Origin of the sequence: Streptomyces sp. NPDC050535, from assembly GCF_044457665.1 — a bacterium.
In the GTDB taxonomy this organism is placed as follows: Bacteria; Actinomycetota; Actinomycetes; order Streptomycetales; family Streptomycetaceae; genus Streptomyces.
On sequence record NZ_JBITHE010000001.1, the window covers coordinates 353,498 to 375,686 of the forward strand.

Genomic DNA, 22,189 nt, shown 5'->3' on the forward strand with positions numbered 1-22,189 from the left:
GTCACCCGGATGGTGGGGCGATCCCCCCGATGCCGGGGGGGGGGTTGGGCTTCCACGGCAGGGTCAATCGCAGACGGACGCGTCCGCGGCCCAACCTGCTCCGCTCGACGCCCACTTGGGTACGCTCCCGCGCTGTCCGCCGTACGGCACGCCCCCCACTCACCCGCACCCCCTACTCACCCGCACCCCCGCCAACCCGCGCCCCCACCACCGCCGGTGCCGTCGACTGCGGTAGCAGGCCGGTCGGGTCGTCCGGGAGGACGACCTCGACCTCGACCTCCTCGCGGAAGCGGTAGGGGCGGTGGTCGAAGAGGCCGGTGAGGCGGCGGCGGAGCCGGGACAGTTCGGCGCGGATCGTGACCGTGCGGGTCGGGTCGCCGAAGAGGTCCAGGGCGAGCTGGGCGGCGCTGCGCCCCTGACGGTGCACGGCCAGCACGTACAGGAGCTCCGCGTGGCGTGGACTCAGGTTCTGGGTCCAACTGCCCGTAGGACCGGCGACGGTGGCGCACGGTCGCCGGAGGTCGCTGAGGTCGAGGACCACTCGGCCGGCGGACCCCGAGGCGTCGGCCTCGGTGACCCGGAGCAGCCAGCCGCCGGGCAGCGGCTCCGCGACGCAGGTCCCGAGGGACGGCAGCCAGCAGCGGCCCGCGCCGAAGGAGTTGGGCAGCGGGACCCGGTCGACGGGCGGCATCCCCGTGACGGCCGCGAGCCAGCCGTGCGGGTCCACGACCAGCGCTTTGCCCTCCAGTCGGCAGAGGACGGGCGCGGCCACCGCGCGCAGCCGCTCGATCGACGCCAGATGACGGCCTCGCAGTTCGCTTTCGGCCAGCCGGGACACCGAGTCGACCAGCGCGAGGATGGCCGGATGGAACGTGCTCTGCGGCCCGCTCACGTCGACGACGCCCAGCAGCCGCCCGTCCCGCGGGTCGTGCACCGGCGCCGCGGCGCAGGTCCAGTTGTGCAGCGTGCGCAGGAAGTGCTCGGCCGAGTGCACCTGGACGGCGGCCCCGGCGGTCAGCGCGGTGCCGATCGCGTTGGTGCCCGTGGTGTCCTCGCTCCAGTCGGCGCCCTCGGACAGGCAGATGGTGTCGGCGCGGCGCAGCACACCGGCGTTGCCCTCGCGCCACAGCACCCGGCCCTCCGGGTCTGTGACCACGACGATCTGGAGGGAGGCGTCGGCGACCGAGCCGAGGCCGCCGCAGAGGACCGGCATGACGCCGGCGAGCGCGGTCGAGTGGCGACGGTGTTCGATCTCCTCCGTGCGTAGCAGGACGCTGTCCGTGCCCTGTTCCGGATTGACGCCGAATCGTTTCACCCGTTGCCAGGACTGACCGATCACGGGGCGGGGTGCGTTCGTGGAGCGTTCTCCTCTGACTGTCGCGGCCCAGGTCTCCTGGAGGCGTCGGGCGGTTTCGGACGCGTCCAGCGGAGCGAAACGGGCGGGGCTGAACGCTGCCGGGCCGGACAAGGTGGTCTTCACTGGGCGCTCCCGAAACCAGTACCGCGTACACACGGTGACGTCACCGTCACCCCCACATCGTGCCTGCTCCCGGCGGCTCACGCCTGGGGTTCGCACAACGTGTCAAAGGAATGCAACGGTCTGCAACCCTCGCCAACGGTCACAAGTTCCCTTGAAAATGACAGGGGCGCCGCCCGTGCGGCGCCCTCGCTCCTTGAACGGGGCCTGAGAGGGGGGTGGTGCCGTGTCGGCGCGGCACCACCCTCGCCTCAGCGGGCACGGGAGACCGGCCGCCGGGGAAGGCGGTCAGGACACCGGCCGCGCCCGCTCCACGATCGTGGCCAGATCCAGACTGTGCGGCAGCGTGCCGAAGGACGAACCCCAGTCACCGCCCAGCCGTGAGGCACAGAACGCGTCGGCGACCTCCGGCGGCGCGAACCGGACCAGCAGCGACCCCTGGAGCACCAGCGCGACCCGCTCCACGACACGGCGGGCGCGGCCCTCGACGCCCTCCAGGTCGGCGAGTTCGGTCAGCAGGTTCTTGATCGCCCCGTCCAGCCGGTGGTCCGCGCCGCGCGCCTGCCCCACCTCGCGCAGATACGCGTCGAGCGCGCCCGGCTCCCGCTGGAGCGCCCGCAGCACGTCCAGGGCCTGGACGTTGCCCGCGCCCTCCCACACCGAGTTGAGCGGCGACTCGCGCAGCAGCCTCGGCATGCCGGACTCCTCGACGTACCCGTTGCCGCCCAGACACTCGAGGGCCTCGACCGCCACCGGCGTACACCGTTTGGTCACCCAGTACTTGGCGGCCGGCACCGCGAGCCGCAGGAACGCCCGCTCCTGCTCGCTCCCGTCGTCGTAGGCGGCGGCCAGCCGCAGTGCGAGTGCCGTCGCGGCCTCGGACTCCAGCGCCAGATCCGCGAGGACGTTCCGCATCAGCGGCTTGTCGACGAGCCTGCCGCCGAACGCCTCGCGGTGGCCGGCGTGGTGCACGGCCTGCGCGACGGCCTGCCGCATCAGCGAGGCCGAACCGAGCACACAGTCCAGGCGGGTGGCCGCGACCATCTCGATGATGGTGCGCACCCCGCGCCCCTCGTCCCCGACCCGGCGCGCCCAGGTCCCGTCGAACTCGACCTCGCTCGACGCGTTCGACCTGTTGCCGAGCTTGTCCTTGAGCCGCTGGATGCGGAAGACGTTGCGCGTGCCGTCCGCCAGCACCCGCGGGACCAGGAAGCACGTCAGCCCCTCCGGAGCCTGCGCCAGCACCAGGAAGCCGTCCGACATCGGCGCCGAGCAGAACCATTTGTGGCCCGTCAGCTCGTACGTCCCGTCCTCGGCGAGCGGTCGCGCCGCCGTCGTGTTGGCGCGTACGTCGCTGCCGCCCTGCTTCTCCGTCATGCCCATGCCGAAGAGCGCGCCGGGCTTCTGTGCGGCGGGGACCATCTCCCGGTCGTAGACGGTGGAGGTCAGCCGCGGCTCCCACTCGGCGGCGAGCACCGGGTCGGTGCGCAGCGCGGGTACCGCCGCGTGCGTCATCGACAGCGGGCACCCGTTGCCGGCCTCGACCTGCGTCCAGACCACGAAACCGGCGGCGCGCCGCACATGCCCGCCCGGCCGCGACCAGGCCGACGTCAGCCCGGCCGACACGCCCTTGCCGAGGAGCCGGTGCCAGGACGGATGGAACTCGACCTCGTCGATCCGGTTGCCGTAGCGGTCATGGGTGCGCAGCTTGGGCGGGTTCTCGTTGGCCAGGACGCCCCACTCCTGGACCTGGGCGGATCCCGAGGTGAGCCCGAGTGCCGACAACTCCCCGCGGGCCTCGTCGAGGAGCGCCGGATCGAGGTGTCGTTCGACCGCCTCCACGAGAGCCCGGTCGGCGGCGAAGACGTCATATCCGACCAGGGGCGGAGGCTGGTTGGTCACGGTGTGGGTGGTGGCTGCCATACAGCTACGGTAAGGATGTGCACCAGGCAAAAGAAACACCTGAACGGCCTCCCTCGGGTCGTCTTCACCGCGCCAGAGCGCTCTACCGGAACGTGTCGAAGCGCAGGACCGCCTGGCTGCTGCTCAAGGACACGGTCAACTCGTGCATGGAGTACCGGATCCTGGGTCTGGCGGCGGAGGCGGCGTTCTTCACGCTGCTCTCCGTGCCGCCGCTGCTGCTGAGCATGATCGGCCTGCTCGGCTACGTGGACGACTGGACCGGCGCCGACACGATCGCCAGCCTGGAGAACAACCTCCTGGAGGCGGCCCGCACGATCCTCTCCGACAAGGGTGTGCACGACATCGCGGAGCCGATCCTGCACGACGTGATGAAGGGCGGCCGTCCCGACGTCATCTCGCTCGGCTTCCTGTTCGCCCTGTGGTCGGGCTCGCGCGCGGTGAACGTCTTCATCGACACGATCACCGTGATGTACGGCCTCGACGGCACCCGCGGGATCGTGAAGACCCGCATCATGTCGTTCCTGCTCTTCATCGTGGCCCTGCTGATCGGTTCGATCGCGCTGCCCCTGATGGTGGCGGGCCCGGACGCGGTGGTGAACATCGTGCCGTGGTCGGAGACGCTCGTGCAGATCCTGTACTGGCCGGTCGTCATCGTCCTCGGGGTGGTCTTCCTGACGACGCTGTACCACGTGTCAGTGCCGGTGCGCTCCCCGTGGGTGGAGGACGTGCCGGGTGCCCTGGTGGCCCTCGCCATGTGGGTCCTCGGCAGCCTCCTGCTCCGCATCTACCTGACCAACACGGTCGAGGGCCCCACGATCTACGGCTCGCTCGCCGCACCCGTCGCCGTCCTCCTGTGGATCGGCGTGTCCGCGTTCGCCGTCCTGGTCGGCGCCGCAGTGAACGCCGCCATCGACCGGGTCTGGCCGGCCGCCGCCACGGCGGCGGCCCGCGCCAACAACGAACGCCTGCGCCAGGCCCAGGTCGCCGAGTACGTCGCCCGCGTCGCCGCGTCCCGCTCGTACGACGCCGAGTCCGAGGACTCCGACGACCCGGACATGCCCTCCGAGTTCCCGGAGCGCTGGTCCCGCTTCCTCCCGCCGGAGGACGTGACCTCGCGGCTCCGGACCCATGTGAAGAGCCCGCATCACCAGCAGCACAAGAACGGGGACGTACCGCCGCCGGGGGAGTGACACCGCGGGGAGGGGCTCAGGCCTTCCAGACCCCGGCCGCCGCGGCCTCCCTGACGAACTCCGTGAAGTCCCGCGGCGCACGCCCCAGGACCTGCTGGACGCCGTCCGAGAGGTGGGCGTTGCGGCCGTCGAGGAGCTCCTCGAAGACCTCGACGAGGAGATCGGCCTCCTGAGCCGGCACCCCGAACCCGGCCAGCGTGTCGCCGTACTGGCGCGCCGTCACCGGGGTGTACGTCAACTCGGCGCCCGTCGCCGCGGAGATCTCCGCGACCGCCTCGCGGAAGGTCAGCAGCCGGGCCCCGGAGAGCGTGAGGTCCTGCCCGGCGTACCGGTCGCCCGAGGTCAGCGCGGCCACCACGACGTCCGCGATGTCCCGTACGTCGACGAAGGGCTCCCGCACCTCACCGGCAGGGAACACCAGTTCCCCGTGGACCAGCCCCTCCACCAGCGGACCCTCGCTGAAGTTCTGCGCGAACCACGCCGCCCGTACGACCGTCCAGTCGGCCCCCGACGTCCTGAGCGCGTCCTCGGTCGGCCGCGCCCGCTCCTCCCCCCGCGCCGACAGCAGCACGAGCCGCCGTACGCCGAGCGCGACCGCCTCCCGCGCGAGGGCGCCGACCGCCTCGGTGGCCGCCGGGGAGCCGACGTCCGTGGGGTGGGCGAGATAGGCCGCGTCGGCGCCGCGCAGGGCGTCCGGCCATGTCGAGCGGTCCGTCCAGTCGAAGCGGGTGCCCTGCGAACGGGACCCCGCCCGCACCGTGAGCCCGGCCGCCCGCGCGGCCTCCGCGACCCGGCTGCCCGTGCGCCCGGTGGCTCCGGTGACCAGTACCGTCATGTCCTTCGTACCCGCCGTCTTCTCTGTCATACGGCCAGTGAACTTCCGTGCGCGGCAAGGAACCATCGCTGAACCGCTCATTCCCATATGTGCGCGTCTAGGCTTGTGCCATGGATGCTCTCGCAGGCCTGCTGGAGGGCCCGCGCGCCCGTGGCGCCTTCATGATCCGAGCGTGCTTCGACCCGCCCTGGGGCATCCGTATCGAGGACCGCGCCCCTCTGACGATCATGTTGCTGGTGCGCGGCGACGCGTGGATCACGGGGGACGACGGAGAGCGGGTGCGGCTGGGTGCCGGAGACGTCGCCATCGCGCGCGGCCCGGACCCGTACACCGTGGCCGACGTCCCGGGGACGGTCCCGCAGGCGGTGATCCTGCCGGGCGGCGAGTGCAGCTACCCCGACGGCCGTTCCATGAAGGGCCACTGGGACCTCGGCGTGCGCAGTTGGGGCGACCGGCTCGACGGCTCCGCGGTGATGCTGATCGGGACGTACATGATGCAGGGCGAGATCAGCGGCAGGCTGCTCGACGCCCTGCCGCCGCTGCTCACGCTCACCGCCGACAGGTGGGACTGCGCGCTCACCGACATCCTCGCCGAGGAGATCGTCCGCGACGAACCCGGCCAGGAGGTCGTCCTGGACCGGCTGCTCGACCTCCTGGTCATCGCCGCGCTGCGGGCCTGGCTCTCACGCCCCGAGGCCGAGGCCCCCGCCTGGTACCAGGCACTCGCCGACCCCGTCGTGGGCCGCGTGCTGCGGCTCGTGCAGGACGACCCGGCCCACCCCTGGACGGTCGCGGCCCTCGCCGCCAAGGCCGGTGTCTCGCGCGCCGCGCTCGCCCGCCGCTTCAGCGACCTCGTCGGCGAACCCCCGATGACCTACCTGACCGGCTGGCGGCTCGCCCTCGCCGCCGACCGGCTGCGCGACACCGAGCAGACCATCGGCGCGATAGCCCGCGAGGTCGGCTACGGCAGCGCCTTCGCGCTCTCCAGCGCCTTCAAGCGGGTGTACGGCGTCAGCCCGCAGGAGCACCGGACGCGGGCGGCGTAGCGTGTCGTACCCGCCCGTCGAGCGTCTCGCGCCGGCCGCCGGATACGCCGAGAGGCCGTCCCGGCTCACCGGCGCGGTGGTGTGGACGAACACCCCGGCCGCGTCCGGAGCGCGGCCCGTGCTGCCCGACGGGTGCATGGACCTGCTGTGGACCGAGGGGCGGCTGCTGGTCGCCGGTCCCGACACCCGGGCGTACGTCCCGGACGGTGCGCCCGGCCGCTGGGCGGGCGTCCGCTTCTTCCCCGGCACCGCGCCCGCGTTCCTCGGCGTACCCGCCCACGAACTGCGCGATCAGCGCGTGGAGTTGGCCGAGCTGTGGGTCGCCTCGGAGGTACGGCGTCTCACCGCGCGGGTCGACTCCGCCGCGGACCCGGTGAGCGCGCTCGAAGAGGTGGCGCTGGCGCGGGCCGCCGAGTCGGAGCCTGTCGATCCGCTGCTGCGGGAAGTGGTGTCGGCGCTGGACGCGGGCCGCCCGGTGGCCGCCGTCGCGGACGAACTGGGCCTCGGCGCACGCCAGTTGCACCGCCGCTCACTGGCCGCGTTCGGGTACGGCCCCAAGACGCTGGCGCGCGTACTGCGGCTCCAGCGGGCGTTGGCCCTCGCGCGGGACGGGGTGCCCTTCGTGGAGACCGCTGTCCGCGCGGGGTTCGCGGACCAGGCCCATCTGGCCCGGGACGTCAGGGAGTTGGCGGGCGCACCGCTGGGTGAGCTGCTCGCCCGCGGGTAGATACGGGCCGCTACCCGGCCTGCGGCAGCCGTGCGAACAGGTCGACGCCGTTGCCGTCCGGGTCCAGCACGACCGCGTACCGCATGCCCCAGACGGCGTCCCACGGCTTCAGCTCGCCGTGATGTCCGGCGCCGACCAGCTCGTCGTACACGGAGTCGACCTCCGCCGGACCGGCGCAGAGGAAGGCGAGCGAGACCCGTCCGCCGTCGGACGAGGGCCGGTGCCCGGCGTGGAAGGACCGGATCACCTCGTCGGTGTCGAGGGCGAGCCGCAGTCCGCCGGGCAGTTCGGTCTCGACGTGCGGCTGGTCCTCGGAGCCGTCGGGGAACGTGAGCCCGAGGCGGCGGTAGAAGGCCAGGGAGGCGGCCATGTCGGAGACGGCGATGCCGATCAGATCGAAACGTGGAGTCATGGAGCCACCGTAGGCGGGGCGTGCGCGGAGGGTCTTGAACGAATCGGACGCGCCCCTGGCACCTCGAACTTTGCGGGGCATATGAAACGCCTGTGCGAGTGCGGCAGGATGATCGCATGATCCGAACCGAGCGTGTGCTGCTTCCGGCGCTGCTGCTCTCCGCGCTGCTCACCGGCTGCGGCACGGAGAAGGCGGGGACCGGGACGACCGATCCCGGTCCCGCCGGTCCCGACCGGACCGAACTCGACGCCCGCGCCCGGGCGTCGCAGATCGCGCCGGAGCTGGTGTACGTCACCGAGGCGCCGGGCTTCACCGTGGCCCAGCAGTCGGTGGGGGTGTACGGCGGCGACGGCTTCTCCGCCGCGTACTGGTCCCAGGAGACCGGCGGCCAGATCCAGCTCTACGCCGACCGGGGCACGGTGACGGCGAAGAGCTGCGCGGAACCGTCCCCCGGTCAGCACGCCGACTGCGAGCGGGACGGACCCGGCTGGTACCGCACCGGGAGCGGACAGCACGAGTACCTGCTGCCCGAGAAGGGGGACGTCGTCGTCCGGGTCGTCGCGGACTCGGCCATGGTCGACCGCGCCGTCCTGCTCGACGCCGCCGAGGCGGTCCACCGCCCGGGGAATACCGAACTGGCGGCCCTCTTCCCGACCCCCGCTCCGACCGCCACCGCTCCGGTCGAGCGCGGGGATCTGCCGCCGGTGGGGGACGGCGCGCCCGACAACGAGGTCGGGACCAGCGGTTGAGGCGAGTCCGTGCGGCTGTCGCAGGCACCCGTCAGGAAGCACCCGTTGGCGATGATCGACTGTCGTAGGCTCGGCCCATGACCTTCCGCGTGCTCGTCTGCACCCGTACAACTGCCTTCCGCCACGACTCCATCCCGGACGCCGTCACCGCCGTACGCTCCCTGGGTGAGGCACATGGCTTCGGCGTCGACGCCACCGAGGATCCGAGTGTGTTCGAGGCGCCCCTCGAGCCGTACGCGGCGGTCGTCTTCCTCTCCACCAGCGGGGACGTGCTGACGCCGGAGGGCCGCACCCGGCTCGCGGCGTACATCGACGGTGGCGGCGGGTTCGTCGGGGTGCACGCCGCGGCCTGCACCGAGTACGACTGGCCGTACTACGGCGAGATGCTCGGCGCGTGGTTCGACCGGCACCCTCACCTCCAGCCGGGGAAGGCCGTGGTGGAGGACCGCGGCCACCCGGCCACCCGACACCTGCCGCCCGTCTGGGAGTTCACCGACGAGTGGTACGACTTCCGGGCCAGCCCCCGCGGTGCGGTGCGCGTTCTCGCCTCCGCCGACGAGTCGTCGTACGAGGGCGGGGGCATGGGCACGGACCATCCGCTGGTGTGGTGCCGTGAGCAGGGCGCGGGGAGGGTCTTCTACACGGCGCTCGGCCACGCGTCCGAGGCGTACGAGGATCCGGACTTCCGGGCGCACCTGCTGGGCGGCATCACCTGGGCGGCCGGGGTCTGAGCGGCACCGGACCCGCGCTCGTCCGCTCCACCAGGCGGGTCGACAACTCCGTACGCCTGCCCTCCGGTTGGTCGCCCGCCATCATCCGCACCAGCAGGCGCAGTGCCGTCGCGGCCATCTCGGACAGCGGCTGGCGCACGGTGGTGAGCGCGGGGCTGAGCCAGCGGGACTCGGGAAGGTCGTCGAAGCCGACCACGCTGAAGTCGCCAGGGACGCTCAACTTCCGCTCGGCCAGGGCCCGGTAGACGCCGAGCGCCATCGTGTCGGAGCAGACGAAGGCGGCGGTCGGCGGCTCGGGAAGGTCGAGGAGTTCCAGTGTGCGGCGGTGGGCGTCGGTCTCGCCGAATCCGCCGTGGCGTACGTACTCGGGGCGGTGCAGGACTCCGGCCGAGGCGAGGGCCGAGCGGTAACCGGCGATCCTGTCTCCGACGCACATCCTGCGGCGGTGGCCGCCGATGACGGCGATACGCCGGTGGCCGAGGGACAGCAGGTGCTCCGTGGCCAGCAGCCCGCCCTGCCAGTTGGCCGCGCCCACCGACACGACGCCCGGCGGCGGTTCGTGCACCGGGTCGATCATCACGTACGGGATGCGGTGCCGGTCCAGCGAGGCGTACTGCGACGGGGTGAGCCCGGCCAGGTTGACCAGCACACCCGACGAGCCGCGGTGGATGAGCTTGTCCATCCAGCCGCGCTCGGGACGTCCGCCTCGGGAGCGGGGGAGACCTGCCGACACCACCACCTCCAGGCCCGCGTCGTGCGCCGCCTGCTCCACGCCGTGCAGCACCGGCCCCGACCGTGAACTCTCCAGGGAGTGCAGCACGAGATCGACGAGGCCCGGCGCCTTCGACGCCTCGCCGCGGGGTCTGCGGACGTAGCCGAGGCGGTCGAGGGCCTCGGTGACGCGCTGACGGGTCTCGGGTGCCACGTCCTCCCGGCCGTTGACCACCTTCGACGCCGTCGGCACGGACACCCCGGCCTCGCGCGCGACGACCGACAGGGTCGGCCCGCCCGCGCTTCCCGTACGGACCATGGAGCCCACCCCTCCGGCCCGCCCGAAGGCCGCCGATCCGGCCGCGAAGGCCATCGAAAGTTTCGCGCAAGGCTGCTCGCGCGACGGAATCCCCGACCGCGTAGCAAGCGCTTCCTATAGTAAGTCCGCCTCAACACGGCGGGAAGAAGCGGGGATTCACGGAATTCCGCGAACGCCGAAACTTTCGAAATGCCGAACACGTGATCCGCGTGGTCAGGACGTGCGAACCCGCCGCCGAATCACCGACGCGAAAACCGGACACGGAATCGGACGTGAAATCAGACAGGGAAATCGAACGTGGAAACGGCGAAAGAGGGTGAATCAGTCGTCTGAAATGCACGCGATAGGGGCGCCCGAGGTGATGTGATGCCCTGACCCGAACGGTTCGGGCACCGGAGTGGAGCTGGTGGGCGGATGACTGTGGACGCGGTGGACCCCGTGGTCGGCACCCCGCACGGAGCGGTGCGCGGCAGGTACGAGAACGGGATCGCCGTCTTCCGCGGCATCCCTTACGCGGCACCGCCGTTCGGCCCTCGCCGCTTCCGGCCCCCGGAGCCGCCCGAGCCCTGGGACGGCGTACGTGACGCGAGCGCCTTCGGGGCGACGCCACCGCAGCCGCCGTACTCCGAGGCGTTCGCCAAGCTTCTCGCCGACCCCGTCGTGCCCGGCGACGACTGTCTCAACCTGAACGTGTGGACACCCGAGCCGGGCACCGGCGCCCGCCTGCCCGTCATGGTGTGGATCCATGGCGGGGCACTGACCCGGGGCTCCTCGGCCGTGCCGGTCTACGACGGAAGCCGCTTCGCCCGCGACGGTGTCGTCCTGGTATCCGTCAACTACCGGCTGGGCGTGGAGGGTTACGGCCTCTTCCCGGACGTGCCCGCCAACGCCGGGCTGCGCGACCAGCTCGCCGCCCTGGAGTGGGTGCGTGAGTCGATCGCGGAGTTCGGCGGCGACCCCGACCGGGTGACCGTCTTCGGGGAATCGGCCGGAGCCATCAGCATCGGGGCACTGCTCGCCAGTCCGCGCGCCGCGGGCCTCTTCCACCGGGCCGTCCTGCAGAGCGGGCCGCCCGAGTCGAGCGACCGGGACAAGGTGCGCCGCATGGTGCGCAGAATGGCCACCCGGCTGAGGATCCCGGCGACGGCCCGGGCGTTCGCCGCCGTCGACCGCGAGCTGCTGCTGCGCACCCAGGCCGACGTGGGCAGGCTCAGCAGCCCGGTCCTCGGCGGGCCCGCCTTCGGCATCGTCGTCGACGGCGACCTCGTGCCGCGCGACCCGCTGGAGGCCCTGGTCGAGGGCGGGGCGGCACCCGGTGTCGGCCTGCTCATGGGCTGGACGAGTGAGGAGTACCGGCTGTGGCTGGTGCCCGGCGGTCTCATGGAACGCATCGACCGGCTCGGCCCGGTCGCCCTGGCCGGTGCCATGGCCCGCTGCCACTGCGGCCACGAGGTGCCCCGCGGCTACCGCGCCATCCACCCGGACGCGAGCACCGCCGACCTGGTCGGCCAGTTGGTCACCGACCACCTGCTCAGAGTCCCGCTGCACCGCCTCGCCGACGCCCGGCCGGCCCAGTCCCCCTCCTACGTGTACGAGTTCACCTGGCCCTCGAACGTCCCCGGCCTCGGTGCCTGCCACGCCCTGGAGCTCGGCTTCGTCTTCGACACCGCCGACGTACCGGCGTCGGCGCAGCTCGCGGGCGAGGGCGCGCCGCAGGAACTGGCCGCCCGGATGCACGCGGCGTGGGTGCGGTTCGCGGCCGAGGGCGACCCGGGCTGGGCCGCCTGGGACGCCTCGCACCCGGTCCGGATCTTCGGCTCCGGGGAGCCGCACACCGTCCACGGACCGCGCGACCGCGAACTCGCCCTGTGGGAAGCCGAGTCGAAGCGCCCGCCCAGGTCCTCCGAAGCGACGCCGACGGCACTCCCCGCCGCCGGTCCGCTCACGCGAGGTACGGCACCACTGTCGGCCGTACGCCGCTTCCGCCGCCCCGGGGGTGCGCGACGGCCGTGACGTCGGTCCACGTCGTCACTCCGGCGGTGTCCGCCGGAGTGACCTGGTCACCGCGGGGTGACGTCAGGCGGAAGCCGCTGCCGCCTCCTCGGCCGACAGCCGTGGCCGGACGGTGGCGGCCTTCAGGCGAGGGGCGGCCTGGCCGGCGGAGACCGGGTCGGCCGGGCGCCGCGTGTGCCAGTCGGTGACCGCCTGATAGGCGGCGGCGACCTCCAACAGCCGGTCCTCCTCGTAAGGTTGACCGCCGAGGATCGCACCGACCGGCACGCCGGCCGCGTCGAAGCCGATGGGGAAGGCGATCTCGGGCAGCCCGAGAATGTCGAACGGCACCGGTCCGGTCTGAAGCAGCACGTCGCAGCGCCCCATGACTCCGTCCAGGACCTCCCGCAGCAGATGGTTCTTGGCCCGCTGGGCGGTGATCCACTCGTCGCCCGAGAGCATCAGCCCCTGGAGCCAACTGAGCAGCGAAACACCGAACTTGGCCGGATCGGCACGCAGCCAGTGCCGGAACGGCTCGGTGCGCTCGGAGAGCCGGGCCGCGTTGAAGGTGCCGGTCAGCAGCGCCCAGTCGGCGGGATAGGTGACGTCGACCAGCGTGATGCCCGAGACCGCGTCGAGCTTGTCGAGGAGCGCGCCGCGCAACTCCTTCTGCGCGCTCAGGAAGTCGGCCGGCACACCGATCCGGGTGGCGCGGCGCATCCGTACCGCACCGCCGCGCGAGACGACAGGCGTCGCGGAGCGGATCAGGTCGGGGACGTCCGGCAGCCCGAGCGTGCGCGGGTCCTGGGCGTCCGGACCGGCCATGACCTGGAGCATGAGCGCCGCGTCCATGGCATCGCGCGCGAGCGGGCCCGCGTGGTCGCGGGTGAAGGAGAGCGGGATGACGCCGTGGATGGACACCCGGCCCATGGTGGGCTTCAGGCCCGTCAGGTTCTGCTGGTTGGACGGCAGCACGATGGAGCCGCCGGTCTGCGTGCCGATCGAGGAGGACGCGAGGCGTCCGGCCACCGAGCAGGCGGGACCCGTCGAGGAGCCGCCCGGATCGACACTCGGATCCTCGGGCGTCCAGGCGTTGACCGTGGTCACCGTCCCGTTCGGCAGCGTCGCCCGCGTGGTGGCGAGCGGCCCCATCTGCCCCTTGCCCAGGACGATGCCGCCTGCCGCCTTCAGCCGGGCGACGGCCGTGGCGTCCTCGTCCGGCACGAAGTCCTCGAAGATGTTCGAGTTGCAGCGCGTCGGCACGCCCTTGGTGAAGTAGTTGTCCTTGATACACAGCGGAATCCCGCGCAGCACGCCGCCGGTGCCCCGCCCCCGGTCCGCCTTCCGCGCCGCCGCGAGCGCCGCGTCGCCGAGCACCTCGGCGTACGCCTGGTAGGTGGTGTCGTACCGCTCGATCCGCTCCAGGTACGCCTCGGTCAGCGTCGCCGACGTCAGTTTTCCGCGCCGCATGAGGACGACGGCCTCGGTGAGGGTCGCCTCGGAGGGGTCCCGCAGGGCGGCCTTCCGTACGTCTATGTCGGGAACGCGGGGTGCGAGGGGGACGGCGCTCGCCGGAGGGGCGCCGTGCAGTGCGAGCCCGCTCGCCACCGCCGCCGAACTCGCCAGGAAGACACGTCTGTTGAGGGCACGGCTCATCGGTCGCCCGCCTTACCGGTCCAGGCCTCGCTGATGGACGGGTAGATGAGGGGTGGCGAGGCCTGCTGCGCGTACGCGGGGCTGTCCGCGGGCGGGGTCCACCCGGATATCGCACCGGGCGTGGACGCCACGAACGACCGCAGTGAGGTGAGCACTTGGGCCCTTGTCGGCACCCCCGTGCCTGCGTCGAACACCTCGGGCAGCAGGGAGAGATCGAAACCCGCCAGCGCGAGGCGGGTCCGTACGTAGGTGTCCAGTTCTTCGGCGGTGGGCTCGCTCAAGGGGGTCTCCGTGGTCGGCTCGTGATCGGCTGACGAGTACGGGGACTTCATCACCCGTCCGTGAAGTCCCCATTGAGCCCGTGATTCACAGGAGTTACACCAACCTCAGCGTGCCCTCAGCTCCCGACCGCCTCATGGATCTTCGCGATCGCTGCCGGTCCCACCCGGCAGCATCCCCCGATCAGCCGTGCCCCGCCCCGGTGCCACCCCTCGACCTGCGCCGCCGTGAACGTGGACCGCCCGCTCCACGCCCGTGCCCGCGCGTCCCACACCTCGCCACTGTTCGGATAGACGACGACCGGCTTCCCGGTCACCCGGGCGGCCGTCTCGACCGCCGCGTCCACGTCCTGCGGGGCGCAGCAGTTCACGCCGACCGCGACGACCTCGTCGGCGTCGGCGGCCAGGGCGAAGGCCTCCGCCAGGGGCTGCCCGGCCCGCGTCCGGTCACCGGCGACGCTGTACGACAGCCACGCCGGTACGCCGAGCCCGCGTACCGCCCGCAGCAGCGCCCGCGCCTCGTCGGCGTCCGGCACGGTCTCCAGGGCCAGCACGTCGGGAGCGGCGGCGGCCAGCACCTCCAGGCGCGGCCGGTGGAACCGCTCCAGCTCGTCGACGCTCAGCCCGTACCGCCCCCGGTACTCCGAGCCGTCCGCGAGCATGGCCCCGTACGGTCCGGCCGACGCGGCCACCCACAGCGGCCGGGTGACGCCCTTCGCGTGTGCGCGACGGGCCGCCTCGCGCGCCGACTCCACGCTGAGGACCAGGAGTTCGGCCGCCCGCCGGTGCGTGATCCCGCGCTTGGCGAACCCTTCGAAGGTCGCCTGGTAGCTGGACGTGATCGCGACGTCGGCGCCCGCCTCGTAGTAGGCGAGGTGTGCCTCGACGATCGCCTCGGGCCGCTCCGCGAGCAACCGCGCCGACCACAGCTCGTCGCTCAGGTCGTGCCCGGCCGATTCGAGCTGGTTGGACATGCCGCCGTCGAGGACGAGCGTGCCGGTGCGCAGGGCGTCGGCGAGGGTGCCGGTGGTGTCGCTGGTCATGTCACGACGCTAGCCGAAGCGGACCCGAACGCCCCGAGAAGTCCACCGAATGGGCATTCCGCCCATGATGTGGGATGCGGGAGCCCAGGGGGTGTCGTTCGGATCGGTCCGGATCAGGCCGCGGCGTCCGGTGCGGTGCGTCGCGAGGCGGAGCGTCGTCCGCGTACTGGGCGTACTCGGGTGATGCGACTACGCGGCGAGGTGCCGTGCCAGGTGTCGCGGACCCGGGCCGATCCGAACGACACCCCCCTAGCCTGGGGGCATGCTCCGTGACACGTTCGACGAGGTCGCCGAAGTCTACGACCGTGCCCGGCCCGCCTACCCGGCCCCGCTGGTCGAGGCGCTGATCAGAGGGGCCGGCCTGACCCCGGACAGCCGCGTTCTCGAGGTGGGCCCCGGGACCGGCCAGCTCACCGTTCCGCTGGCCCGGCTGGGCTGCCGGATCACGGCCGTCGAGCTGGGACCCGCGCTCGCGGCGGTCACCCGGCGCAAGCTGCGGCCGTTCCCGAACGCCCGCGTCGAGCTGTCGGCCTTCGAGGAGTGGAGCCTTCCGACGGAGCCCTTCGACCTGGTGGTGAGCGCGACCGCCTTCCACTGGATCGACCCCGCGGTGCGGGTACCCAGGGCGACGGCCGCCCTCGCTCTGGGCGGCACCCTCGCGCTCGTCACCACCGAGCATGTGGCGGGCGGCAGTTGGGACCAGGACTTCTGCGACCGGATCCAACGCTGCTACGAACGCTGGGACCCCCCCACCGTCCCCGGCCTGCGCATGCCGCAGGAGTCCGAGCTGATCCCCGACACCGGCGAACTGGACCGCTCCGGCCGACTGGACGCGGCGCGAGTCCGGAGCTTCGCCCAGGAGAACACGTACTCGGCTCCCGAATACCTCGATCTCCTGCGCACCTTCTCCAACCACCGCGCCATGGACACCACCGCGCTGACCGGCCTGCTGCACTGCGTCACGGACCTGATCGACAACCACAACGGGGGCAGCGTCACCAAGCGCACACTCCACCACCTCATCACGGCGCGGCGCGCGGCCTGAGCGGTCACCCGGTCACGGCAAGGCCGGCCGGACCCTCGCCGCTCAGCGGGTCGCGGCATGGCGCCGCCCGCCGCCGCGCCGCGTCCGTCCGCGTCTCACCGCGGGCACGGCCAGCAGACCCACGAGCAGCGGTACGAGCAGGAAGGGCCACCAAAGGCGGCTGTCACTACCGGTGTTGACCGGTGCGGCCGTCGTCGCCGACGGTGCCGTCCCGGATGCCGAGGGCGTCGCCGAGGCCGCCTTCTTCTCGACCGTCTTCAGGACCACGTCGTTCCCGTCGCCCCCGCGATAGCTGATCCGGTACGTCGTGTCGGCGAGCTCGAGCTCGGCGCCCTCACGCAGGCCGGTGAAGGCGCCGGTGGTCTTCCGCACACCCGCGTGGTCGAGCACCGTGATCTCACGGCCGGGGTCCGTCCCGGCGGACGAGAGGTCCAGGTCTCCGGCCAGGCGGACCGCGCCGGTCACCTTCAGGGGCTTCGCCCGCAGGACCAGGACGCCCTTCGCGTCCTGGGTGTAGTCGCCGTCGACCGTCAGCGCGCCCACGACCTGGCCCGCGTTCGTCACCGAGCCCGCCACCGTGCCCTTACCGGTGAGAGAGGACCTCACCCGCAGGCCTGCGGCGCGTGCGTCCAGCCGGGCGCCGGCCGAGGTCAGCCGGATCGCCCCGCCGCCCGAGAGCGAGGCCCCTCCGGCGAGGGCGAGTGTGCCCTCGGCGACCGTTGTCGTCCCCGTGTACGACACCTCGCCGCCCGTCAGCGTCGTCGTCGCGGCGCCTGCCTGGGTGAGCGAACCGCTGCCGCTGATCCGCGACAGGGTGAGCGGCTTGTCGGTGTTGCGCAGCACCAACGAGCCGTTGTTGACGACCCGGTAGCGGTCACCCTTGGTGTAGAGCCCGCCGTCACCGCCGGTCCTGCCGCTGCCCAGCCGCAGCACCGCGCCCTTCTCGACGGTCGTGGAGCCGTCGTAGTACTGGACGGCGGCGAAGGTCACGTCGTTGCCCTTCGTTCCCTTGATGACGATGTCCCCGGCGCCGGGCGCGGACAGCGTGTCGTGGAACCGGCCGCCGCCGATGGGAGCGCCCAGGGTCACCGGGCCGTTGTAGTCGAAGGTGAGCAGCGAACGGGACCTGGCCGCGAGGAGGTTGATGTAGACGGTCTCGGCGGTCCCCGGCATGAAGATCCGGTTGGTCGTCCCGTCACCCCATTGCACGTCGGCGCCCTTGATGTTGGTGCCGCGCTTGTTGACGTTCTTCGTCGCGGGCGTCCAGTTCAGGGCGGGGTCGCTGAGCGAGGGGTCGGTGTCGCCGCCCTGATTCGACCAGCTGTACTGGCCGGTGAGCACGACCTTGCTGCCCGGCCGCGACTGGACGTTGATGTCGCTGCCGTACTCCCGCTGGTAGAAGTCCATCCCCATGGTGACGGTCTGGCCGAGCGGGGTGTCCACGGTCCAGGTGCCCTGGTTCAGGACCTTGCGGACGTTCGGCAGCGATGTCGCGAACTCCGGCCGCCCGGCGTTCGCCTGCGTGCCGTTGTCGATCACCCCGGAGAAGGCGTGGGTGCCCGAGAGGTCCCAGGTGCCCCAGAGGAACCGGGGCTGGGTGATCAGCCCGGAGCCGCTGATGGTGCCCAGGTTGTAGGCGCTCTTCAGCGAGAGCCGCAGGGTGCCGTCGACCCGGATGTTGTCCTGGTTGAGCCGGAACGCCGGGGTGTCGTACGGGAAACTGCCGATCAGCCCGGCCGTACCGCCGTCGCCGTACTGGAGGGTGGCGCCCTTCTCGACGGTCACGGCGGGCGGGTCGGGGTCGGCGACGGTGACGTAGGGGTGGTTGCCGCCGGGGATGCTCACCCGCTGCCGCCGACGCGACTCGGGCAGCGTGAAGTCGCTGTCCTTGGTCAGGACCAGGGTGCCGCTACCGCGCACGGTGAGCGTGCCCTCGCCCCGGATCACTCCGTCGTACGTCGTCGTCCCGCCCGGCACGGTCACCACCGCGTCGCCGGTGAGCGTCACGTCCCGGCCCGCGAGAACGTCCGCTGTGACGTCTCCGGCTCCGGCCGCCGTCGCGGCCGGAGCGGTGAGCATGAGGGCGACGGCCGCGAGGACTCCGGCCGAGGCCGCTGTCTTCTTCTGGACACGGATCTGGTTCTGGATATGGGTGCGCACATCACCGGAGACGGGTGGCACGGCGCCGGATAACAGAAACGCGGCGGCGGATCACGGAAACCTGCGGCGGACCACGGAAACCCCGCGCGATCGGCCCGCCGGCCCGCAAGGAGCCGTGTGCCCTGCCGGTCGAGGGGGCGGCCTGTTCAGACGGTCAGGTCCGTCCGTACAGCCCCCGTGGAGACGGCGGGGGAGTGGCGGATGAACCACTCGGTGCCGAGCAGCCGCTCCCGGTCGGACTCCGGGAGGCCGGCGACCAGTGCGGGGGCGGCTCCCCGTGCCACCTCGGTGCGGTGGGCCAGCAGCGCAGCGACTTTCCGTTCCAGCCAGGGGCTCACATCGACGGCCGCGGTGATCCACTCGTCCGGAACGCTGAGCAACGGCTTGCCCGTGGGGGCCAGGTATCCGCCCCATACCCGCAGGGCGGAGTGCGGGTGCGTGGCCAGGTACAGGGCGCTCGGCCGCCAGGGGGCACCGGCCTCCGGGTACAGCCGTTCCAGCCCGGCCGCCTCGACCGCGAGCACGGTCACCCGGTGCGTGTGGACGTGGTCCGGGTGTCCGGTCAGCCCGCCGTACGCGTCATGGGTGACCACGATCTCCGGCCGGAACTCCCTCAGCGGCGCGACCAGTTCCCGTACCGCCTCGTCGAGAGGTGCTTCGCGGAACCGCATCCTGCCGGGGGCCGACCGCGGCACACGGTCGTCGGCGTAGCCGAGCAGCCGCGGTCTGCCCGCGCCGAGGATCCGCAGCGCCTCGGCCAGCTCCGCGGCGCGCGGGGTACCCGCGGCCCAGGTCGCCGTGACCACCGCGGTGCGCGCGCCCGCGGCGGCGTGCCGGGCGAGCACTCCGCCCGCGGACAGGGACTCGTCGTCAGGGTGGGCGAAAACCCCGAGCAGGCTCGGCACGGACACCGGCGGTCACCTCCCGGAGACGGAAGCCCGGATTCCTCGCGAGAGGGAGATGCTCCCGCGTCACCCGTCGAAACGGCGGCGGGACTCCTCGATGTGGCCGAGGTACTGGTGGGTCCAGCCGCACATTCCGTCGACCGTCGCCCGCAGCCCCTGGCCCGGCTCGGTGAGGGTGTACTCGACGCGTGGCGGCACGGTGGGGTGCACGTGGCGGTCGACCAGCCCGTAGCGCTCCAGCATGCGGAGGTTCTGGGTGAGCATCTTGTGGCTGATGCCCTCGACCTCGTTCCGCAGCTCGCTGAAGCGAAGGGTGCGTTCGCCCAGGGCCTCGATGATCAGGAGCGCCCACTTGTTGGCGACGTCGGAGAAGATCTCCCGCGCCAGGGAGTCCGCCCGCCGCAGGTCCGCCTCGTCGCGCGAGCCGCTGAACTGCTTGGTCACCATGAGGTTCCCCAGTCACTGAAAAGTGCGTTCTTCCATGTCAGAGCACACTCTCCTACGGTTCCCGAGTAACCACAAGAGAGCGAGAGTCCCGGCGTGACCGGGCTCGCGCGATGAGGAGGCGGACAGTATGACCATCACCCTGATGAACCCCGAGGGACTTCCGGTGGTCGACGCCATTCGGCAGGTGTCGATCGCGACGGGGACAAAGATGATCTTCGTCGCCGGGCAGGTCTCGTGGGACGCCGACGGGGTCACGGTCGGCGAGGGCGATCTCGTCGCCCAGGTCGAGCGGAGCTACCTCAACGCCGGCACCGCCCTGGCCGCGGCCGGCGCCACCTTCGACGACGTCGTGAAACTGACCATCTACGTCGTCGACTGGACCGCCGACAAGATGCCCCTCTTCCTGGAGGGCGTTTCCCGCGCCGCCGCGAAACTGGGGGTCACCCCGATGGCGCCCGGCTCGCTCATCGGCGTCGCGACACTGGACGTCCCCGACCACCTGGTCGAGGTCGAGGTCACCGCGATCCTCGACTGACCCACTCGCCCGCCCGGCCCCGCCACCGGGCGGGGAATGGCGGATCGGCCGCTCCGTACATGGCCCAGCAGTAGCCGCACGTGCTGTGCCGCGGAGCGGCCGGGCCCGAGGTGTCGCTCGCCGGTGGCCAGGGGCCTCCCAGGGCGGTTCTTCCGCGTGCGGCGGGGCGTGCGCGGGCGACGGCGCGATCTCCGCCGCCGACCGGTCCTCGGCCGCCCGCCGCGACTCCTCCCGGCAGCGCCCGCATCGTCTCGGCGCGGTCCGTGTGCGGCTGCCCGGCCATGGCATCGGTATCCGCCCCTCGTCCGCCACCCGCTCGCAGAGTAGGCGCGACGCCGCCGTCGGGGCATCCCCGAACAGGCCGTACAGGGCGGTCGGGAAAAGGATCGCCCGCGGTCGCTCGGCCCGCGGCCCCGCGGATCCATCCCGTCAGACCCGTTGACCCCACCATGGCAACCGCTTACCTTTTCGGCGGCCGCACGTTCGTCATCGCAGATACCGTTCGATATCCCGGACGAACGGACGGTGGATGGGCAGAGGGATGGACGGGCGGCCGCCGCATGAGCCGCCCGCCCCCTCAAGGAGTGTGTGTGAAATGAGACGTGTGTACGCCGTTCTCGTCGCCCTCTGTCTGGCGTTCGCCGCCGCCCTCGCGACCGCGGGACCGGCCGCCGCGGCACCCCAGACGATCACCAACGGCACCCAGTTCACCGACACTTCGGGCAACCCCGTGCACGCGCACGGCGGCGGAGTCATCAAGGTCGGCAGCTACTACTACTGGTTCGGCGAGCACCGCGACGCCGACAACACCTTCCAGTACGTGGACGCCTACCGCTCCACCGACCTGAAGAACTGGGAGTTCCGCAACCACGTCCTGACCCGGTCCAGCGCGGCCGAGTTGGCGAGCGCCAACATCGAGCGCCCCAAGGTCATGTACAACGCGTCGACCGGCAAGTTCGTGATGTGGATGCACAAGGAGAACGGCACGGACTACGGCGAGGCGCGTGCCGCGGTCGCCGTGTCCGACACCGTGGACGGCAACTACGCCTGGCAGGGCAGCTTCCGCCCGCTCGGCACCCACATGTCACGTGACATCACGGTCTTCGTCGACACCGACGGCACGGGCTACATGATCTCCGCCGCCCGCGAGAACTACGACCTCCAGATCTACCGGCTCACCGCCGACTACACCGGCATCGCCGCCCTGGTAGCCGACCCCTGGCACGGCGGCCACCGTGAGGCCCCCGCCCTCTTCAAGCGCAACGGCGTCTACTTCATGCTGACTTCGGGCGCCACGGGCTGGAACCCCAACCAGCAGCAGTACGCGACGGCCACCAGCATCACCGGCCCGTGGACCGCCATGACGAACATCGGCGACTCCACGGCCTACGGTTCCCAGACCGCGTACGTCCTTCCCGTGCAGGGCACTTCGGGCACCTCGTACCTCTACCTGGGCGACCGCTGGGGCAACGCCTTCGGCGGCACCGTCAACGACTCGCGTTACGTGTGGCTGCCGTTGACCTTCCCGAGCTCGACCACGATGTCCATGAGCTGGTCGCCCGAGGTCACCGTAGACACCACCGCGGGGACGGTCGGCGGGACCAGTGCCACCTACGAGACGCTGATCGCCAGGCACTCCGCCAGATGCGCCGACGTGACCAGCCAGTCGCTGTGGCAGGGCGCCCAGATCAAGCAGTACGACTGCAACGGCGGCAACAACCAGAAGTACTGGTTCAAGTCCCTCGGCGGCGGCTACTACCAGCTCTCCGTCCGCAGCAGCTCCCTGTGCCTGACCGAGGGCGCCACCAACGTCACCCAGGAGAACTGCGCCGGCGCCGCCAGCCAGCAGTGGACGGTCACCACCTCGGGCGGCTACACCACCCTCAGGTCCCGAGCGAGCGGCGAGTGCCTGGACGTGAACGGCGCGTCCACCGCCAACTCCGCCGCGGTGATCACGTACACCTGCAACGGAGCGACCAACCAGCAATGGACGCGCGGAACATGACAG

General features: G+C 72.0%; 20 protein-coding genes. 9 read left to right on the plus strand and 11 right to left on the minus strand.

Annotation, left to right across the window (positions count from 1 at the left end; translation table 11 throughout):
- Positions 1-172: 172 nt before the first annotated feature.
- Entirely contained in the window at positions 173-1,480 is a 1,308-nt protein-coding gene (locus tag ACIBLC_RS01470) for a GAF domain-containing protein (protein ID WP_399208554.1), read from the minus strand.
- A 285-nt stretch (positions 1,481-1,765) separates the two neighbouring features.
- Positions 1,766-3,400, minus strand: coding sequence for an acyl-CoA dehydrogenase family protein (locus tag ACIBLC_RS01475; RefSeq protein WP_399208555.1), 1,635 nt, complete (start codon positions 3,398-3,400; stop codon positions 1,766-1,768).
- Positions 3,401-3,417: 17 nt separating this feature from the next.
- On the opposite strand from ACIBLC_RS01475, the gene ACIBLC_RS01480 reads away from it, so the two are divergent.
- Positions 3,418-4,590 carry a YihY/virulence factor BrkB family protein gene (locus ACIBLC_RS01480; RefSeq protein ID WP_399208556.1) on the plus strand — a complete coding sequence of 391 codons (1,173 nt, stop codon included), beginning with the start codon at positions 3,418-3,420 and terminating at the stop codon, positions 4,588-4,590.
- A 16-nt stretch (positions 4,591-4,606) separates the two neighbouring features.
- Here the strand turns inward: ACIBLC_RS01480 and ACIBLC_RS01485 are convergent, their stop codons facing one another.
- Positions 4,607-5,455, minus strand: coding sequence for an NAD(P)H-binding protein (locus ACIBLC_RS01485; RefSeq protein WP_399208557.1), 849 nt, complete (start codon positions 5,453-5,455; stop codon positions 4,607-4,609).
- A gap of 80 nt (positions 5,456-5,535) precedes the next feature.
- Between ACIBLC_RS01485 and ACIBLC_RS01490 the strand changes: the two genes are divergently transcribed.
- Positions 5,536-6,471 (plus strand): AraC family transcriptional regulator, encoded by a 936-nt coding sequence (locus ACIBLC_RS01490; RefSeq protein ID WP_399208558.1) that lies wholly within the window; start codon positions 5,536-5,538, stop codon positions 6,469-6,471.
- A 1-nt stretch (position 6,472) separates the two neighbouring features.
- Positions 6,473-7,198, plus strand: a complete 726-nt coding sequence (locus tag ACIBLC_RS01495) for a helix-turn-helix domain-containing protein (RefSeq protein ID WP_399208559.1) — start codon at positions 6,473-6,475, stop codon at positions 7,196-7,198.
- A 10-nt stretch (positions 7,199-7,208) separates the two neighbouring features.
- Here the strand turns inward: ACIBLC_RS01495 and ACIBLC_RS01500 are convergent, their stop codons facing one another.
- On the minus strand, positions 7,209-7,610 hold the full coding sequence (locus tag ACIBLC_RS01500) for a VOC family protein (RefSeq protein ID WP_399208560.1): 402 nt from the start codon (positions 7,608-7,610) through the stop codon (positions 7,209-7,211).
- A 116-nt stretch (positions 7,611-7,726) separates the two neighbouring features.
- Between ACIBLC_RS01500 and ACIBLC_RS01505 the strand changes: the two genes are divergently transcribed.
- The gene (locus ACIBLC_RS01505; RefSeq protein ID WP_399208561.1) at positions 7,727-8,359 is read left to right on the plus strand and encodes a hypothetical protein; all 633 of its coding nucleotides are present in this window, start codon (positions 7,727-7,729) and stop codon (positions 8,357-8,359) included.
- Positions 8,360-8,436: 77 nt separating this feature from the next.
- Positions 8,437-9,090 (plus strand): ThuA domain-containing protein, encoded by a 654-nt coding sequence (locus ACIBLC_RS01510; protein WP_399208562.1) that lies wholly within the window; start codon positions 8,437-8,439, stop codon positions 9,088-9,090.
- Here the strand turns inward: ACIBLC_RS01510 and ACIBLC_RS01515 are convergent.
- A complete protein-coding gene (locus tag ACIBLC_RS01515) occupies positions 9,068-10,120 on the minus strand; it encodes a LacI family DNA-binding transcriptional regulator (RefSeq protein WP_399209244.1) in 1,053 nt (350 codons plus the stop codon). The two genes, ACIBLC_RS01510 and ACIBLC_RS01515, sit on opposite strands and share 23 nt — an antisense overlap.
- Before the next feature lie 414 nt (positions 10,121-10,534).
- Here ACIBLC_RS01515 and ACIBLC_RS01520 point away from each other — a divergent pair, with 414 nt between their 5' ends.
- Positions 10,535-12,133 (plus strand): carboxylesterase/lipase family protein, encoded by a 1,599-nt coding sequence (locus ACIBLC_RS01520; protein ID WP_399208563.1) that lies wholly within the window; start codon positions 10,535-10,537, stop codon positions 12,131-12,133.
- Positions 12,134-12,196: 63 nt separating this feature from the next.
- On the opposite strand, the gene ACIBLC_RS01525 is transcribed toward ACIBLC_RS01520, so the two are convergent.
- The 3 genes from ACIBLC_RS01525 to mmuM all read right to left on the minus strand — a co-directional run bounded on the left by ACIBLC_RS01525 (position 12,197) and on the right by mmuM (position 15,089).
- Positions 12,197-13,768 (minus strand): amidase, encoded by a 1,572-nt coding sequence (locus ACIBLC_RS01525; RefSeq protein ID WP_399208565.1) that lies wholly within the window; start codon positions 13,766-13,768, stop codon positions 12,197-12,199.
- Entirely contained in the window at positions 13,765-14,049 is a 285-nt protein-coding gene (locus ACIBLC_RS01530) for a hypothetical protein (protein ID WP_399208566.1), read from the minus strand. The genes ACIBLC_RS01525 and ACIBLC_RS01530 overlap by 4 nt, the downstream gene beginning before the upstream one ends.
- A 116-nt stretch (positions 14,050-14,165) precedes the next feature.
- The gene (gene mmuM, locus ACIBLC_RS01535) at positions 14,166-15,089 is read right to left on the minus strand and encodes a homocysteine S-methyltransferase (protein WP_399208567.1); all 924 of its coding nucleotides are present in this window, start codon (positions 15,087-15,089) and stop codon (positions 14,166-14,168) included.
- Positions 15,090-15,351: 262 nt separating this feature from the next.
- Between mmuM and ACIBLC_RS01540 the strand changes: the two genes are divergently transcribed.
- On the plus strand, positions 15,352-16,134 hold the full coding sequence (locus ACIBLC_RS01540) for a class I SAM-dependent methyltransferase (RefSeq protein WP_399208568.1): 783 nt from the start codon (positions 15,352-15,354) through the stop codon (positions 16,132-16,134).
- Between the two features lie 42 nt (positions 16,135-16,176).
- On the opposite strand, the gene ACIBLC_RS01545 is transcribed toward ACIBLC_RS01540, so the two are convergent.
- From ACIBLC_RS01545 to ACIBLC_RS01555, 3 genes are all read right to left on the minus strand, one after another.
- Entirely contained in the window at positions 16,177-18,213 is a 2,037-nt protein-coding gene (locus tag ACIBLC_RS01545; protein ID WP_399209245.1) for an autotransporter-associated beta strand repeat-containing protein, read from the minus strand.
- A gap of 227 nt (positions 18,214-18,440) precedes the next feature.
- Positions 18,441-19,205 (minus strand): PIG-L deacetylase family protein, encoded by a 765-nt coding sequence (locus ACIBLC_RS01550; protein WP_399208569.1) that lies wholly within the window; start codon positions 19,203-19,205, stop codon positions 18,441-18,443.
- Positions 19,206-19,265: 60 nt separating this feature from the next.
- Complete coding sequence (locus ACIBLC_RS01555; RefSeq protein WP_399208570.1) at positions 19,266-19,646, minus strand: winged helix-turn-helix transcriptional regulator; 381 nt, start codon at positions 19,644-19,646, stop codon at positions 19,266-19,268.
- A gap of 127 nt (positions 19,647-19,773) precedes the next feature.
- Between ACIBLC_RS01555 and ACIBLC_RS01560 the strand changes: the two genes are divergently transcribed.
- Positions 19,774-20,181, plus strand: a complete 408-nt coding sequence (locus ACIBLC_RS01560; protein WP_399208571.1) for a RidA family protein — start codon at positions 19,774-19,776, stop codon at positions 20,179-20,181.
- Between the two features lie 595 nt (positions 20,182-20,776).
- Entirely contained in the window at positions 20,777-22,186 is a 1,410-nt protein-coding gene (locus tag ACIBLC_RS01565) for an RICIN domain-containing protein (RefSeq protein WP_399208572.1), read from the plus strand.
- Positions 22,187-22,189: the final 3 nt, after the last annotated feature.

What these genes read in the sequence shown, in the direction of transcription:
- ACIBLC_RS01525 (WP_399208565.1), bottom strand. Translation starts at nt 13,768, where the DNA reads ATGAGCCGTGCCCTCAACAGACGTGTCTTCCTGGCGAGTTCGGCGGCG.
- ACIBLC_RS01560 (WP_399208571.1), top strand. Translation starts at nt 19,774, where the DNA reads ATGACCATCACCCTGATGAACCCCGAGGGACTTCCGGTGGTCGACGCC.
- ACIBLC_RS01520 (WP_399208563.1), top strand. Translation starts at nt 10,535, where the DNA reads ATGACTGTGGACGCGGTGGACCCCGTGGTCGGCACCCCGCACGGAGCG.
- ACIBLC_RS01540 (WP_399208568.1), top strand. Translation starts at nt 15,352, where the DNA reads ATGCTCCGTGACACGTTCGACGAGGTCGCCGAAGTCTACGACCGTGCC.
- ACIBLC_RS01500 (WP_399208560.1), bottom strand. Translation starts at nt 7,610, where the DNA reads ATGACTCCACGTTTCGATCTGATCGGCATCGCCGTCTCCGACATGGCC.
- ACIBLC_RS01555 (WP_399208570.1), bottom strand. Translation starts at nt 19,646, where the DNA reads ATGGTGACCAAGCAGTTCAGCGGCTCGCGCGACGAGGCGGACCTGCGG.
- ACIBLC_RS01505 (WP_399208561.1), top strand. Translation starts at nt 7,727, where the DNA reads ATGATCCGAACCGAGCGTGTGCTGCTTCCGGCGCTGCTGCTCTCCGCG.
- ACIBLC_RS01510 (WP_399208562.1), top strand. Translation starts at nt 8,437, where the DNA reads ATGACCTTCCGCGTGCTCGTCTGCACCCGTACAACTGCCTTCCGCCAC.
- ACIBLC_RS01515 (WP_399209244.1), bottom strand. Translation starts at nt 10,120, where the DNA reads ATGGTCCGTACGGGAAGCGCGGGCGGGCCGACCCTGTCGGTCGTCGCG.
- ACIBLC_RS01475 (WP_399208555.1), bottom strand. Translation starts at nt 3,400, where the DNA reads ATGGCAGCCACCACCCACACCGTGACCAACCAGCCTCCGCCCCTGGTC.
- ACIBLC_RS01565 (WP_399208572.1), top strand. Translation starts at nt 20,777, where the DNA reads ATGAGACGTGTGTACGCCGTTCTCGTCGCCCTCTGTCTGGCGTTCGCC.
- ACIBLC_RS01490 (WP_399208558.1), top strand. Translation starts at nt 5,536, where the DNA reads ATGGATGCTCTCGCAGGCCTGCTGGAGGGCCCGCGCGCCCGTGGCGCC.
- ACIBLC_RS01545 (WP_399209245.1), bottom strand. Translation starts at nt 18,213, where the DNA reads ATGCTCACCGCTCCGGCCGCGACGGCGGCCGGAGCCGGAGACGTCACA.
- ACIBLC_RS01485 (WP_399208557.1), bottom strand. Translation starts at nt 5,455, where the DNA reads ATGACAGAGAAGACGGCGGGTACGAAGGACATGACGGTACTGGTCACC.
- mmuM (WP_399208567.1), bottom strand. Translation starts at nt 15,089, where the DNA reads ATGACCAGCGACACCACCGGCACCCTCGCCGACGCCCTGCGCACCGGC.